Genomic DNA, 15001 nt, shown 5'->3' with positions numbered 1-15001 from the left:
CTTAATCGATGACGCCGAACAGAATGAACAGGGGAACCAGCGAGAAGCCGCCGGCGATCACGATCGCCACGACCCAGCCGCACACACGGGCGCGGGCACGCGACGAGGCGGTGTTCGTCCAGCCGAGGGTCTGGCAGGCGCTGAAGGTGCCGTGGTGCAGGTGGAAGCCGAGGGCGAGCATCGCGATGAGGTAGATGACCGTCATCCACCAGCCGCTGCCGCCGAAGCTGTGCACCAGCAGCTGGTAGGGGTTGTCGGTGATGCTCTTCGCCTGGCTGCCCGTCGGGTTGATCTTCACGATCGTGAAGTGGAGCAGGTGCCAGATGACGAAGAGCAGCAGCGTCAGCCCGCCCCAACGCATCGTGCGCGACGAGAGCGAGGAGTGCAGGTTCTTCTTCACCTGGTACTTCACCGGTCGCTGGACGGCGGCGCGGCGCCAGAGCACCACGGCCGACCACACGTGCGTCACGAGCGACACGATGAGGACGGCGCGGATGACCCAGAGGACACCTTCGCGCGGGAGCATCGGCGTCCCGACCGTCCGGATGTGCTCGGCGTACGTGTTGTAGGCGTTCTCACCGGCGAAGGCCTTGAGATTGCCGTACATGTGCACCAGCACGAAGAGAATGAAGATGATCCCGCTGCCCGCCATCAACAGCTTCAGCGCGATCGTCGAGCGCGTCGACCGCGCTCCCTTGATCAGAGTCGTGGTTGCCACGGGGCAGCACGGTACTCGCTTCTGCGCCTCTCCTGTCACGCGGGGACTGTGACATATCCCTTGTTACCGACGAGTCAGGAACTTCGCGGCGTACGCCGGCGTTCCGGCGCACCGGTTCGGGGCGGGTGCGTCCGGGTGCTGCGGACTCCGCCGGGGGCGCCGTACGAAGACCTCGTCACGCCGCCGGACTGACGTGGTCGAGCAGCCGGCCGAGGAGCTCGTCGGCCGCCTCCGTCCAGCTGCGCTGCTCGGCCAGCTCGCGGCCGTGTCGACCGAGCAGGGCGCGATGCGGGTCGGCGACGACGGCGGAGACCGCCTCGAGGAGCGCGCGCTCGCGACCGGGTTCGTAGAGCACGCCCGTCTCGAGGTGACGGACGACCTCGACCGCGGCTCCCGAACGCGGGGCGACGACCGGGAGACCGCTCGCGGCGGCCTCGCGCAAGGTGTGGGCACAGCCCTCGCGCTCGCCGGTGTGGACCAGGACGTCGAGGCTTGCGAGCGCGACCGCCAGGTCCCCCGTCCCGAGCGGCCCCGTGAAGCGGGCACCGACGAGGCGCTGCTCGAGCCAGCCGCGTTGCGGTCCGGCGCCGATGACCACCGGCCGGATCCCGGGGACCGCGCCGAGTGCGGCGAGGTGGCGCACACCGTGCGGCTTGGCCAGCCGACCGGCGTACCCCACCACCACCAGAGGGCGCCCGCGGGTCTTCGCCTTGGACCAGCTCGTGTGGAGCCACGGGTCGCGGAGCGCGGGGGAGAAGGCGTCGCTGTCGACCCCGGGCAGCCATAGCTGCGCCTCGACGCCCAGGGCGCCGAGCTCGTTGCGCAGCCAGCGACTGGTGGCGAGCAGGTCGTCGGCGTACGCCGCAACCCGCTCCGGCCACGTCGCGGACAGGTCGGCGTCGAGAGCGGACTGCTGGAGAACGGTGGTGCGTACGCCGGCGGCGCGGGCGCCCGCGAGGGCCTTGCGGCCGATGCGGCGCGGGTCGAACGCGACGACGAGCTGCGGCTGGGCCCGATCGAGCGCCTCGCGCACCTGGCGGCCGGTCTTGGCGAGCGGGCTGACCCGCCACACCCGGCTCTTGCGATAGCAGGCCAGCCCCGGCCCGGGCGCGATGAAGGAGACGGCGTGCCCGCGGTCGATCATCCGGTCGGCGACGGCCTTCACGGTCGTCGTCACACCGCCGTTGTCCGTGGACGCACCGGCGAACAGGGACTCGGTCACCAGCAGGATCCGCACACCCCGAGCCTGCCGCGGGCGGGTGACGGACGCATGCGCCTGCGGTGACGACTGCGTGAACGGCGGCTGCCGGTCGCAAGGGCGGCCCGGCGAGGCGACCCGAGACGACGACGAGGGGCCCCTCCGCTGGAGGCCCCTCGCATCGGCGGTCAGTTCGTCACGTTGGCGCAGCTGCCGTAGCTCTTGTAGCCCTTGATCTTGCAGCCCGGTCGTCCTGTCTTGCGATCCTGCATGTCCCAGATGAAGGTGCCGTCGGCGGCAGGAGCGCCGATCTTGACCGAGTAGACCTGCTGGGTGACGCAGCGGTTGTTCTTGACGACCCAGCGGTACTTCGTCGCCTTGATGTTCTTCTGGATCGCCCAACGCATCATCCGGGCCTGGTGCTTCTTCGGCACCTTGGCGCTGTAGGCGGTCTTCACCTCGGTGGTCGTCGTGTTGGTCACGTCGTTGGTCTTCGTGTGGGTGTAGTTGTACTCGGCCTTGATCGGGCCGTACTCGGCGCTGATCTTGAAGTTGTGCGTGTTGGTGGTGATGACGCGCACCGAGTTGGTCGCCTTCTTCCCCTTGGAGACGGTGACGCGCATGCCGCCGGTGCCCCAGTCCGACCGGGCATTGGTAGCGCGCCAGGTCTCACTGACGAGCGACGTCTTGATGAACGGGTTCTCGCACGCCGGACGCGCGTTCGCAGGCGAGAAGGCGGCGGTGGGGCCGAGCGCCACCACACTGCTGGCGGCGAGGACGCCGACAGCAGCGCCGAGGGTGTGGATCTTCATGTCTGCTCCTGATGGAGGGCTGTTGCCACGTGGGCGACAGCGGTTCGGGTGGTCGGGCAGCGTCGCGACGAGGGGGATATGCCCTCCCGGCCTCGGCTCAAACCGCGCGATCTCGCCAGCCCGGACGCCGTGGCGGGCGGCCGGTGTGCCGGCCCTGCCTGCGGCCAGCCCGACAGCTCGATCGGTGAGATGCTGGTGTGGTTAACGGTTGCAAACCTCACACTCTGTGGCGCCCGCCACTCCGCCTTCCTAAGGTGCGCTCCATGACCGATGCCAGCGCCACGCCTCCGCCGCCGGAGGCACCGACGCCCGAGCAGGGGACGCTCGCTCTCGCCCAGCCCGAGGATGACCACACCGTGGCGGAGTGGGAGAAGGCCGCCGCCGGCGTGCTCCGCAAGGCCGGCCGCCTCGGGGACGAGGACCCCGACGCCGCCGTCTGGGACAGGCTCACCCGGACGACGCTCGACGGGATCGGCGTCACGCCGCTCGGCACCCTCGCCGGGGCGTACGACGGCCTGCGGCCGTCCCGCGCGGGCGCGTGGGACATCCGTGCGCTGGTCGGTGGACCGGACGCGAAGCTCGTCAACGAGGCGGCGCTGGTCGACCTCGACGGCGGGGTCACCTCGCTGTGGGTGCATGCCGAGCCGGCCGACCTCCCCACCGTCCTCGACGGGGTGCTGCTCGACCTCGCGCCCGTCGTCCTCGACGCGTCCGGCGACGTACGTCCGCTGGCCCGGGCCTTCGCCGCGCTCGTCCAGCAGACGGGCGTCAGGCTCCACCCCGACACCAACCTCGGCGCCGACGCGCTGGCCGAGGAGGTGGTCGAGGTCGCGACCGCGGCGCGCGAGCTGGGCGTGCGTGGGGTGGTGGTCAACGCGGTCGCCGCCCACGACCGCGGCGCCTCCGACGTCCAGGAGCTCGGCTACTCGCTGTGGGCGGGTGTCACGGCGCTCCGCGCGCTGGTCGCGGCGGGCTTCTCGGTGGCCGAGGCGGCCGCGACGCTGGAGTTCCGTTATGCGGCGACCGATGAACAGTTCCCCACGATCGCCAAGCTGCGGGCCGCCCGCCGACTGTGGGCGCGGGCGCTCGAGCTGTCCGGCGAGGTGGGCGTCGCGCAGCGTCAGCACGCCGTGACGAGCCGACCGATGCTCAGCAAGTACGACCCCTACGTCAACATGCTCCGCGGCACGGTCGCGGCCTTCGCGGGCGGCGTCGGGGGAGCGGACGCGGTCACGGTGCTGCCCTTCGACAGCGCGCTCGGCGTGCCCGAGGCGTTCGGCCGCCGGATCGCCCGCAACGTCAACCACCTGCTCATCGACGAGTCGCACGTCGCCGCGGTCGCCGACCCGGCCGGTGGCGCGTACGCCGTCGAGAAGCTCACCGACGACCTTGCCGCCGCCGCGTGGGCGGAGTTCCAGCTCCTCGAGAAGGACGGTGCTGCCGCCTTCGAGGAGCGTGTGGCGGCGACGGTCGCGCGACGTGAAGCGGAGATCGCGCGGCGGAAGCGGCCGCTCACCGGCCTCTCGGAGTTCCCCAACCTCGCCGAGGCCCTGCCGGAGCGTCAGCCGGACCCACTGAACGACGCGGTACGCCGCTACGGCGCCTCCTTCGAGGAGCTGCGCGACGAGCCGGCGGCCGCGCCGGTCTTCCTCGCCACCCTCGGGCCGGTCGCGCAGCACACCGCGCGGGCTACCTTCGCGAGCAACCTGCTCGCCGCGGGCGGCATCGCGGTCGAGGTCGCCGGCGCCACCGCGGATGCCGACGACCTCGCGGGCAAGTACCGCGCGGCCGGCAGCCCCGCCGTCGTCTGCCTGGCCGGGTCGGACGCGGCGTACGCCGAGTGGGGCAAGGCCGCTGCCGAGACCCTGCGCGACGCGGGCGCGACGTACGTCATCGTCGCCGGCAAGCCCGCTGACCACGCCGACGACAACGCCGCCATCGGCATCGACGCCCTTGCCTTCCTCCACCGAGTCCGGGAGCAGCTCGCATGACGATCCCCGAGTCCTTCGCCGACCTCCCGCTCGCGGCCGGCAGCGCGCCCGACGCACCGGCCGACCCCACTGCGACCGGCGAGCCCTGGCACAGCCCCGAGGGCATCGAGATCAAGCCGCACTACACCGCAGCCGACCTCGAGGGCCTCGACGCGCTCGACACCTACCCCGGACTGAGCCCGTTCCTGCGCGGGCCCTACCCGACGATGTACACCACCCAGCCGTGGACGATCCGGCAGTACGCCGGCTTCTCCACCGCCGAGGAGTCCAACGCGTTCTATCGGCGCAACCTCGCGGCCGGTCAGAAGGGCCTGTCGGTGGCGTTCGACCTGGCGACCCACCGCGGCTACGACTCCGACCACCCGCGCGTGCGTGGTGACGTCGGCATGGCGGGGGTGGCGATCGACTCGATCTATGACACCCGCACGCTCTTCGACGGCATCCCGCTGGACCAGATGTCGGTCTCGATGACGATGAACGGCGCCGTGCTGCCGGTGATGGCGCTCTACATCGTGGCGGCCGAGGAGCAGGGCGTTCCGCCTTCGATGCTCGCGGGCACGATCCAGAACGACATCCTCAAGGAGTTCATGGTCCGCAACACCTACATCTACCCGCCGGCCGGGTCGATGCGGATCATCGGCGACATCTTCAGCTACACCGCCCAGAAGATGCCGCGGTTCAACTCCATCTCCATCTCCGGCTACCACATGCAGGAGGCCGGTGCGACCGCCGACCTCGAGCTCGCCTACACGCTCGCCGACGGGGTGGAGTACATCCGGACCGGCCTCGCCGCCGGCATGGACATCGACGCCTTCGCGCCGCGGCTCTCGTTCTTCTGGGCCATCGGGATGAACTTCTTCATGGAGGTCGCGAAGATGCGCGCGGCGCGGGCCCTGTGGAGCCGGCTCGTGCGGCAGTTCGACCCGAAGAACCCCAAGTCGCTCTCGCTGCGGACCCACTCGCAGACCTCGGGCTGGTCACTGACGGCGCAGGACGTCTTCAACAACGTCGGCCGCACCTGCATCGAGGCGATGGCGGCGACCCAGGGCCACACCCAGTCGCTGCACACCAACGCCCTCGACGAGGCGATCGCGCTGCCGACCGACTTCTCGGCGCGCATCGCCCGCAACACCCAGCTCCTCCTGCAGCAGGAGTCCGGCACGACCGGGACGATCGACCCGTGGGGCGGCTCCTACTACGTCGAGCGGCTCACCCACGACCTCGCCGAGAAGGCCTGGGCCCATATCCAGGAGGCCGAGAAGGCCGGCGGCATGGCGAAGGCGATCGAGCAGGGCATCCCCAAGATGCGCATCGAGGAGGCCGCCGCTCGCACCCAGGCCCGCATCGACGCAGGCAGCCAGAAGGTCATCGGCGTCAACACCTACCGGCTCGCCGCGGAGGACCCGCTCGAGGTCCTCAAGGTAGACAACGACGAGGTCTACAAGCAGCAGGTCGCCAAGCTCGACCGACTCCGTGCGGAGCGCAACGACGACGACGTACGCCGGGCGCTGGAGGCGCTCTCGAACGCGGCCGCGTCCTCGTCCGGCCCGGGCCTGGAGGGCAACCTGCTGGCGCTCTCCGTCGACGCGGCCCGTGCGAAGGCGACCGTCGGCGAGATCTCCGACGCACTGGAGAAGGTGTGGGGTCGCCACCAGGCGGTGATCCGTACGATCTCCGGCGTGTACCGCGACGAGGTGAACAACGTCGGCGACGTCGGCAACTCACGGGTCGCCGAGGTCCTGCGCGCGACCGAGGCGTTCGAGGAGGCGGAGGGCCGCCGCCCGCGCATCCTGGTCGCCAAGATGGGCCAGGACGGCCATGACCGCGGCCAGAAGGTCGTCGTCTCCGCCTTCGCCGACCTCGGCTTCGACGTCGACGTAGGCCCGCTGTTCTCGACCCCGGAGGAGGTCGCCCAGCAGGCGGTGGACGCCGACGTCCACATCGTGGGCGTCTCCTCCCTGGCCGCCGGGCACCTCGCGCTGGTGCCGGCGCTCAAGAAGGCGCTCGAGGACCACGGCCGCGGCGACATCATGATCGTCGTCGGCGGGGTCATCCCGCCCGACGACGTACCCACGCTGGAGCAGATGGGTGCCGCCGCGGTGTTCCTGCCCGGGACGGTCATCGCCGACTCGGCGCTCGACCTGGTCGCGCGGCTGCGTGAGCAGCTGGGTCACTGAGCCCTGCGAAATGTCACGGTGACAGTTTCAAAGTGTCACCGTGACACATTGCGCCGTGAGTGACAGGGCGGAACTGTCACTCACGGCCGGAAGTGTCACCGTGACACTTTGGCGCGCACACGACACGAGGAGGAGCGATGACGCTCGACGTCGCCGAGCTGCTCGAGGGCATCCGCGAGGGCAGGCGAGCGGCCGTGTCACGCGCGATCACGCTGGTGGAGTCGACGAAGCCGGCCCACCGCGAGACCGCGCGCGAGCTGCTCGTCGCCCTCGAGTCGGTCGGCAACCGGGCGACCGGCGCGGCCGTGCGTGTCGGGATCAGCGGCGTGCCGGGCGTCGGGAAGTCGACGTTCATCGAGGCGCTCGGCAGCCGGTTGACGGCCGCCGGCCATCGCGTCGGCGTGCTCGCCGTCGACCCCTCGTCGGTCCGCACCGGCGGCTCGGTGCTGGGGGACAAGACCCGCATGGCGCGGCTGAGCGTCGACCCGAACGCCTACATCCGGCCCTCGCCGTCGGCCGGCACCCTCGGCGGGGTCGCCCGCGCGACGGTGCAGGCGATGGCGGTGCTCGAGGCCGCGTCGTACGACGTCGTGCTGGTCGAGACCGTGGGCGTGGGCCAGTCCGAGGTGACCGTGGCCGGCATGGTCGACACCTTCTTGTTCCTCACCCTCGCCCGCACCGGCGACCAGCTGCAGGGCATCAAGAAGGGGATCCTCGAGATCGCCGACGTCATCGCGGTCAACAAGGCGGACCCGGACGATCCGGAGCGCCAGCAGGAGGCGCGGGTGGCGGCCCGCGACCTGGCCGGCGCGCTGCGGCTGGTCCGCGGCAAGACCGAGTGGGCGCCCCCGGTCGTCACCTGCTCCGCGCTGACGGACGACGGCGTCGACGGGGTCTGGGACCACGTGCTGGCCCATCGCGACCACCTCGGTGAGGACGGCCTGCGCCGCAAGCGGGCCGAGCAGCAGCTCGACTTCACCTGGGCGCTGGTCCGCGACGAGCTCGACCAACGGCTCCGGCAGTCGGCCGGGGTCAGGGCGATCCGCGACCGGATCCGTGCCGAGGTGCTCGCCGGCGAGCTGCCCGCCACCGTCGCCGCGGACCGGATCCTCGCGGCCTACGACGGGTGATCCGGCGGACGCGGGAACGCGACGGCTAGTCTGGGCGGGTCATGCCGGACCCTACGTTCCCCGAGTCTGCGGGGCTCCCTGCGCTCACCGGGCTCATCGCCGCCTCCGTCGCCCGCCACGAGCCCGAGCTGGTCGACCTGCGCCGCGACCTGCACGCCCACCCCGAGCTGTCGTGGGCGGAGCACCGCGCCACCGAGCTGGTCGCGGAGCGCCTGGAGAAGGCGGGCTGGCGCGTCACGCGGCTGCCGTCGACCGGGTTGATCGCCGACCTGGGGGAGACCGGGCGCCGCGTAGCGCTGCGCGCCGACATGGATGCGCTCCCGGTGGAGGACGAGGTGCCCGACCCGTGGCGGAGCACCGTGCCGGGCGTCGCCCACGCCTGCGGTCACGACGTCCACACGACGGCGCTGCTCGGCGCCGCGCTGGCGCTCGCCGACGTCCATCGTGAGGAGGCGCTGCCCGGTCGTGTTCGGCTGCTCTTCCAGCCCGCCGAGGAGGTCATGCCGGGCGGTGCGCTCCACCTGATGAGCCTCGCCGCGCTCGACGAGGTGGAGCGCATCTTCGCCCTCCACTGCGACCCCGGTGTCGACGTGGGTCGGGTCGGTCTGCGCGCCGGACCGCTGACCAGCGCTGCCGACCGCATCCAGATCCGGCTCACGGGCAATGGTGGTCACACCTCCCGACCCCACCTCACCGGGGACCTCGTCTTCGCGCTCGCCAAGGTCGCCACCGAGCTGCCGGCGGTGCTGTCCCGTCGGATGGACCCGCGCTCCGGCGTCAGCCTCGTCTGGGGAGCGGTCAGCGCCGGCCAGGCGCCCAACGTCATCCCCCGGACCGGCGTGATCGCCGGGACCGTCCGCATCCTCGACAGCGCCGCGTGGAACGACTGCGAGACCGTGGTGCGCGAGGTCGTCAGTGAGCTGGTCTCGCCGTACGGGCTGCTGGCGGCGGTCGACTACCAGCGCGGGGTCCCGCCGGTGGTGAACGACGAGGCGTCCCACCGGATCCTCACCGAGGTGGTCCGCGAGGCTCTCGGCGAGCGCGGCCACGCCGTCGCGGGTCAGAGCCTCGGCGGCGAGGACTTCGGCTGGTATCTCGAGCAGGTCCCGGGCGCCATGATGCGGTTGGGCGTGCGGACGCCGGGCGGGCCGACGTACGACCTCCACCAGGGCGACCTGCGGATCGATGAGCGTGCCCTGGCGGTCGGGGCGAACGTGCTCGCGGGCGCCGCGGCCGCAGCACTTCTCCCGGATTCGTAACAACTGCGCAAATTTGCCGCCGCGACACCGTCTGGAAGCACGGTTGAGGCCCTAGGGTGGCGTGCGTCGCGGCGCCGGGGAGCGCCGTCATCCTCCAGGAGGTCTCTGTGCGTCACGTGGCAAAGTTCGCTGCGGCGATGGGCGTCGTCGCCCTGGTCGCCGCCGGTTGTGGCAGGCCTGACAATGCGACGAGCCCGAGCGGCGGCGGATCCGCTTCGGGCGGCGGCGCCTCGGTCAAGGCCTGCATGGTGCTCGACACCGGCGGTGTGGACGACAAGTCGTTCAACCAGTCGTCGTGGGCGGGCATGCAGGCCGCCAAGAAGGACAACCCGAACCTCGACATCTCCTACGTCGCGTCGAACTCGTCCAACGACTACACGCCGAACCTCACCCAGGAGACCAACGCGGGCTGCGACACGGTCCTGGCGGTCGGCGGTCTGATGGCGGCGAACGTCGAGAAGATCGCGAAGGCCAACCCGAAGGTCCACTACGCGGAGATCGACAACCCCTCGACGGGCGACAACGTCTACGGCATCCAGTACAACACCGCCCAGGGTGGCTTCCTCGGCGGCTACCTCGCCGCGGCGATGACCAAGACCGGCGTCGTCGGCACCTGGGGCGGCCTCAACATCGGTCCGGTGACGATCTACATGGACGGCTTCTGGGAGGGCGTCCAGTACTTCAACAAGCAGAACAACAAGTCGGTCAAGGTGCTCGGTTGGGACGAGAACAAGCCGAAGGGCGGCACCTTCGCCGGCTCGTTCACCGACCAGAACAAGGGCAAGCAGATCACCCTCGCGATGGCTCAGCAGGGCGCCGACATCGTCTTCCCGGTGGCCGGCTCGTCCGGCCTGGGCGCCGGCGCCGCCGCCGCGTCCTCGGGCGGCAAGCTCAACCTGATCTGGGTCGACACGGACGGTTGCGTGAGCGCCGCTCAATACTGCAAGTACTTCATCTCCTCGGTCACCAAGGGGCTCACCGCCTCGGTGCAGGACTACCTCAAGCAGGTCTCGGCCGGCACCTTCCCCTCGGGCAACTACGTCGGCACGCTGCAGAACGACGGCACCGGCCTCGCCCCCTTCCACGACTGGGACAGCAAGGTGCCGGCGGACGTGAAGTCGGCGCTGACGCAGATCACCTCCGACATCGAGTCCGGGAAGATCAAGATCACCTCGCCCAGCCAGCCGAAGTGACCCGCTGAGCCGGACACGCGCGGGGAAGCCCGAGGGGCTTCCCCGCGCGTGTGCGATCACTAGTCTGAGCAACGACACACCCAGGGAGGTGCCGTGAGGCTCGAGCTGCGAGGTATCACCAAGCGCTTCGGCTCGCTGACCGCCAACGACCACATCGATCTCGTCGTCGAGCCGGGTGAGATCCACGCACTTCTCGGGGAGAACGGCGCCGGCAAGAGCACGCTCATGAACGTGCTCTACGGGCTCTACCAGCCCGACGAGGGCGAGATCCTGCTCGACGGTGAGCCGGTGACGTTCGCCGGCCCCGGCGACGCGATGGCCGCTGGCATCGGCATGGTGCACCAGCACTTCATGCTCATCCCGGTCTTCACCGTCGCGGAGAACATCGAGCTCGGCCACGAGCGCGTCCGTGGCGGCCTCCTCGGCTTCCTCGACCGGCGCCGGGCGAGAGCCGCGGTGGAGGAGGTCTCCCAGCGATACGGCCTCCACGTCCCGGTCGACGCGCTCGTCCAGGACCTCCCGGTCGGCGTCCAGCAGCGCGTCGAGATCCTCAAGGCGCTCGTGCGGGACGCGCGGGTGCTCATCCTGGACGAGCCCAGCGCCGTGCTCACTCCGCAGGAGACCGACGACCTGATGGAGATCATGCGGGCGCTGAAGGAGGCGGGGACGGCCATCGTCTTCATCACCCACAAGCTCCGCGAGGTGCGGGCGGTCGCCGACAAGATCACCGTGATCCGGCGCGGCCGGGTCGTGGGTACGGCGACCCCCGACGCCTCCACCAACGAGCTGGCCTCCCTCATGGTCGGCCGCCCGGTGCAGCTCAACATCGCCAAGGACCCCGCCGATCCCGGCGACGAGGTGCTCGCCGCCGAGGACGTGCGGGTGGTCGACGAGGTCGGCACCGTCGTCGTCGACCAGGTCAGCTTCGCGGTGCGCGCCGGCGAGATCTACGCGCTCGCCGGGGTCCAGGGCAACGGGCAGACGGAGCTCACCGAGGCGCTGGTCGGGCTGCAGCCGGTGCAGTCCGGCACCGTCACGATCGAGGGCACCGACGTCACTAGGGCGACGACCGACGACATCCTCGGGATGGGCGTCGGCTACGTCCCGGAGGACCGGCTCGAGGACGGGCTCGTCAGCAGCTTCACCGTGGCGGAGAACCTCGTCCTGGACCTCTACGACCAGCCGCCGTACGCCGGACGGCTCAACCTCGACCTGGGCGTGATCCGCACGAACGCGGAGCAGCGGGTCGAGGAGTTCGACGTACGCACGTCCTCCGTCGACCACGCCGCGTCGACCCTCTCCGGCGGCAACCAGCAGAAGGTGGTCCTGGCCCGCGAACTGTCCCGGCCGCTCAAGCTCTTCATCGTCGCCCAGCCGACCCGCGGGCTGGACGTCGGCTCGATGGAGTTCGTCCATGCGCGGATCGTGCAGGAGCGCGACAACGGCGCCGCCGTCGTGCTGGTCTCCAGCGAGCTCGACGAGGTCATGGGCCTCGCGGACCGCATCGGGGTGATGTACCGCGGCAAGATCATCGGCGAGGTCCCCGCCGGCACGAGCGCGGAGGAGATCGGCATGCTCATGGCCGGCACGCTGCCGGGGACGGAGGCGGCGTCATGAGGCTGCGGACCAGCCGGCAGACCTGGGACAGCCTGCTCATCACGGTCCTCGCCTTCATCACGGCGCTCGTCATCTCCGCGATCCTCATCGCGATCGCCGACGACCGGACCCGCAGCGCGGCGGGCTACTTCTTCCAGTATCCCCAGGACACCTTCACCTACGCCGGCCAGGCGATCGGCAACACCTACCGTGCGCTGTTCGAGGGGGCGATCTTCAATCCCCGCACCGCCGGGAACGGCACCGCCGGCACCCTCGGGCCGATCTCGGAGACGCTGACCTACGCCACGCCGCTGATCGCGGGCGGTCTCGGCGTGGGGCTCGCCTTCCGGGCCGGCCTGTTCAACATCGGTGGCCAGGGCCAGATCCTCGCGGCCGCGATCTGCGCCGGGTACGTCGGCTTCCACTGGCACCTGCCGGTGGTGCTCCACCTCGTGGTGGCGATCGTCGCCGGCATCCTCGGCGGCGCCCTCTGGGGCGGCATCACCGGCTGGCTCAAGGCCCGGACCGGCGCCCACGAGGTCATCACGACGATCATGCTCAACTACGTCGCGCTCAACCTGCTCAACTACCTGCTCAAGGTCAAGGGCTTCCAGAACAGCGCGAGCGGTCAGGCGATCTCCTTCCCGGTCGACCACAACGCGCAGCTGCCGCTGCTCCTCGGCTCGGGCCTACGGGTCCACCTCGGCATCGTCTTGTCGGTGCTGGCGGCGGTCTTCTTCTGGTGGCTGATGAAGTACTCCCGACTCGGCTTCCGGCTCCGTGCGGTCGGCGCCAACCCGCTGGCCGCGAAGACTGCCGGCATGAACGTCGAACGCAGCTATCTCGCGGTCATGCTGCTCTCCGGCGCGTTCTTCGGACTGGCCGGGGTGAGCCAGATCCTCGGCACCAACGACGCGCTCACCAACGACGTCGACGCGGGTGTCGGGTTCGACGCGATCACCGTCGCGCTGCTGGGCCGCGCCAACCCGGTCGGCACGGTCGTCGCCGGGCTGCTCTTCGGCGCGCTGCACGCGGGCTCGGCCAACATGCAGCAGTACACCCCGATCGACCTCGTCCAGGTCGTGCAGGGCCTGATCGTGCTCTTCATCGCCGCCCCGGCGGCGATCCGCGCGATCTTCCGGATCAAGGCACGCGGCGCCTCCACCGGCGCGGAGCTGGCGAAGGGGTGGAACGGATGACGATCATCGAGGCGCCCGACCAGGGCGAGCCGGACGTCGTCGTACACGGCGTCCTCGACACCTCTCACAGCGGGCCGACCCGGCTGGTCCGGGCCGCGGTCTACGGCGCTGTCGGCCTGATCGCCCTGCTGGCGCTCGGCCTCACGGTCGGCGCCGGCCAGGCCCGTCTCGGCATCGGCTCCGGCAGCGACGCGCACGTCCTCGCACTCAGCGGGAAGGTCGTCGTCCTCACGCTCGGCGCGGTGATCCTGGCGCTCGCGGGCTACCAGGCCTGGCAGGGGTTCGGGCGCAGGGCGACACCGTACGTCGCCGGCGTGGTCGCCCTGCTCTTCCTGGTCGCCTTCCTCGCCTGGGTGTCGCTGCACGGCATCAAGGCCACGGTCGACGTCCAGGGGCTGCTGCAGAACGCGATCGGGCTCTCCGTCCCGCTGGTGCTCGGCGCGATGGCGGGCGTCATGTGCGAGCGGTCCGGTGTCATCAACGTCGCCATCGAGGGACAGATGCTCGCCGGCGCCTGGGCGGCGGCGTTCGTCGGGACCCTCGCCGGCAGCTGGTTCGGTCTGGTGGGCGGGGTCGCGGCCGGCGCCGTCATGGGCCTGCTGCTCGCCCTCTTCGCCATCAAGTTCATGGTCAACCAGGTCGTCCTGGGCGTCGTCCTCAACGTCCTGGCCGCCGGTCTCACGGGGTTCTTCTTCGACGCCTTCATGGCGAACGACGCGACCCGCTACAACCAGCCCGACCTGCTGCGGGAGTGGGACGTCCCGGGTCTGAGCCACATCCCGTTCCTCGGGCCGCTGCTCTTCTCGGCCAACGCCGTCGTCTACCTCACCTACGTCGTGATCATCGCGGTCGACGTCATCCTGTTCCGCACCCGTTGGGGGCTGCGCACCCGTGCGGTCGGCGAGCACCCGCGCGCGGCCGACACGGTCGGGATCAGGGTGCTGGCGCTGCGCTATCGCAACGTGCTCGTCGGGAGCGCGATCGCCGGGCTGGGCGGCGCCTACTTCACCATCGGGTCGGTCGGGGCGTTCTCCAAGAACATCACCTCCGGCAACGGCTTCATCGCGCTCGCCGCGGTGATCTTCGGCCGGTGGAGCCCGCGGGGCGCGACCGCGGCGGCCCTGCTCTTCGGCTTCGCCTCCGCGCTCAACACGCGCCTCTCGATCCTGCTCCCGAGCGCCCCGACGGACCTGCTCGCGATGCTGCCCTACGTCGCGACGATCGTCGCGGTCGCCGGCCTGGTCGGGAAGGTGCGCGCGCCCGGCGCCGATGGTGAGCCCTATGTCAAGCAGTGACCCCCGCACCGATCCGAGTCCCGGCGCCGATCCCGCAGGCCCCGGCGCAGGCCCCTGGGCGGAGCTGCGCGCGGCCGCGGTCGAGGCGATGAGGCACGCCTACGCGCCGTACTCCGGATTCGCGGTCGGTGTCGCCGGCCGGGTGGACGACGGACGCGTCGTCACCGGGTGCAACGTCGAGAACGCGTCGTACGGCGTCGGCCTCTGCGCCGAATGCGGCATGGTGTCCCAGCTGCACCTCACCGGCGGCGGGCGTCTCACCCACGTGGTCTGCGTCAACGGCGAGGGCGAGCTCCTCATGCCCTGCGGCCGCTGCCGACAGCTGCTGTGGGAGAACGGCGGCCCTGCCTGCGAGCTCTGGACCGCGACGGGCGTGAAGCGGATGACCGAGGTCCTCCCCGACGCCTTCGGCGCCCACGACCTCGCCTGACCC

Annotated in this window: 12 protein-coding genes; 9 read left to right on the top strand and 3 right to left on the bottom strand. The window is 70.9% G+C overall.

Annotated elements, in window-relative coordinates; all coding sequences use genetic code 11:
• Position 1: 1 nt before the first annotated feature.
• The 3 genes from AB3X52_RS14560 to AB3X52_RS14550 form a co-directional block, all read right to left on the bottom strand.
• Positions 2-718 carry a succinate dehydrogenase cytochrome b subunit gene (locus AB3X52_RS14560; RefSeq protein ID WP_367994816.1) on the bottom strand — a complete coding sequence of 239 codons (717 nt, stop codon included), beginning with the start codon at positions 716-718 and terminating at the stop codon, positions 2-4.
• A gap of 175 nt (positions 719-893) precedes the next feature.
• Positions 894-1940: a glycosyltransferase gene (locus tag AB3X52_RS14555; protein ID WP_367994815.1), complete on the bottom strand. Its 1047-nt coding sequence runs from the start codon at positions 1938-1940 to the stop codon at positions 894-896.
• 164 nt (positions 1941-2104) lie between these two features.
• Positions 2105-2728, bottom strand: a complete 624-nt coding sequence (locus tag AB3X52_RS14550; RefSeq protein WP_367994814.1) for a hypothetical protein — start codon at positions 2726-2728, stop codon at positions 2105-2107.
• A gap of 263 nt (positions 2729-2991) precedes the next feature.
• Here AB3X52_RS14550 and AB3X52_RS14545 point away from each other — a divergent pair, with 263 nt between their 5' ends.
• From AB3X52_RS14545 to AB3X52_RS14505, 9 genes are all read left to right on the top strand, one after another.
• Positions 2992-4719, top strand: coding sequence for a methylmalonyl-CoA mutase family protein (locus AB3X52_RS14545; protein ID WP_367994813.1), 1728 nt, complete (start codon positions 2992-2994; stop codon positions 4717-4719).
• Entirely contained in the window at positions 4716-6896 is a 2181-nt protein-coding gene (gene scpA, locus AB3X52_RS14540; protein WP_367994812.1) for a methylmalonyl-CoA mutase, read from the top strand. Before AB3X52_RS14545 ends, scpA begins: the two co-directional genes overlap by 4 nt.
• 137 nt (positions 6897-7033) lie before the next feature.
• Entirely contained in the window at positions 7034-8026 is a 993-nt protein-coding gene (gene meaB / locus AB3X52_RS14535; protein WP_367994811.1) for a methylmalonyl Co-A mutase-associated GTPase MeaB, read from the top strand.
• A 41-nt stretch (positions 8027-8067) separates the two neighbouring features.
• On the top strand, positions 8068-9285 hold the full coding sequence (locus AB3X52_RS14530; protein WP_367994810.1) for an amidohydrolase: 1218 nt from the start codon (positions 8068-8070) through the stop codon (positions 9283-9285).
• A 107-nt stretch (positions 9286-9392) separates the two neighbouring features.
• Entirely contained in the window at positions 9393-10478 is a 1086-nt protein-coding gene (locus AB3X52_RS14525; protein ID WP_367994809.1) for a BMP family lipoprotein, read from the top strand.
• Positions 10479-10571: 93 nt separating this feature from the next.
• Entirely contained in the window at positions 10572-12095 is a 1524-nt protein-coding gene (locus AB3X52_RS14520) for an ABC transporter ATP-binding protein (protein WP_367994808.1), read from the top strand.
• A complete protein-coding gene (locus AB3X52_RS14515) occupies positions 12092-13273 on the top strand; it encodes an ABC transporter permease (protein ID WP_367994807.1) in 1182 nt (393 codons plus the stop codon). The genes AB3X52_RS14520 and AB3X52_RS14515 overlap by 4 nt, the downstream gene beginning before the upstream one ends.
• Positions 13270-14568, top strand: coding sequence for an ABC transporter permease (locus AB3X52_RS14510; RefSeq protein WP_367994806.1), 1299 nt, complete (start codon positions 13270-13272; stop codon positions 14566-14568). Before AB3X52_RS14515 ends, AB3X52_RS14510 begins: the two co-directional genes overlap by 4 nt.
• Positions 14555-14998, top strand: a complete 444-nt coding sequence (locus AB3X52_RS14505) for a cytidine deaminase (RefSeq protein ID WP_367994805.1) — start codon at positions 14555-14557, stop codon at positions 14996-14998. Before AB3X52_RS14510 ends, AB3X52_RS14505 begins: the two co-directional genes overlap by 14 nt.
• Positions 14999-15001: the final 3 nt, after the last annotated feature.

The organism is Nocardioides eburneus, assembly GCF_040838215.1.
GTDB classification, from domain to species: domain Bacteria; phylum Actinomycetota; class Actinomycetes; order Propionibacteriales; family Nocardioidaceae; genus Nocardioides; species Nocardioides eburneus.
The sequence above is the reverse complement of the archived record's forward strand: the minus strand, read 5'-3'. Positions and strand labels throughout refer to the sequence as shown.

Excerpts from the sequence above, each read along its gene's own strand:
- AB3X52_RS14550 (WP_367994814.1), bottom strand. The coding sequence starts at position 2,728 with ATGAAGATCCACACCCTCGGCGCTGCTGTCGGCGTCCTCGCCGCCAGC.
- AB3X52_RS14545 (WP_367994813.1), top strand. The coding sequence starts at position 2,992 with ATGACCGATGCCAGCGCCACGCCTCCGCCGCCGGAGGCACCGACGCCC.
- AB3X52_RS14510 (WP_367994806.1), top strand. The coding sequence starts at position 13,270 with ATGACGATCATCGAGGCGCCCGACCAGGGCGAGCCGGACGTCGTCGTA.
- AB3X52_RS14515 (WP_367994807.1), top strand. The coding sequence starts at position 12,092 with ATGAGGCTGCGGACCAGCCGGCAGACCTGGGACAGCCTGCTCATCACG.
- AB3X52_RS14505 (WP_367994805.1), top strand. The coding sequence starts at position 14,555 with ATGTCAAGCAGTGACCCCCGCACCGATCCGAGTCCCGGCGCCGATCCC.
- AB3X52_RS14530 (WP_367994810.1), top strand. The coding sequence starts at position 8,068 with ATGCCGGACCCTACGTTCCCCGAGTCTGCGGGGCTCCCTGCGCTCACC.
- scpA (WP_367994812.1), top strand. The coding sequence starts at position 4,716 with ATGACGATCCCCGAGTCCTTCGCCGACCTCCCGCTCGCGGCCGGCAGC.
- meaB (WP_367994811.1), top strand. The coding sequence starts at position 7,034 with ATGACGCTCGACGTCGCCGAGCTGCTCGAGGGCATCCGCGAGGGCAGG.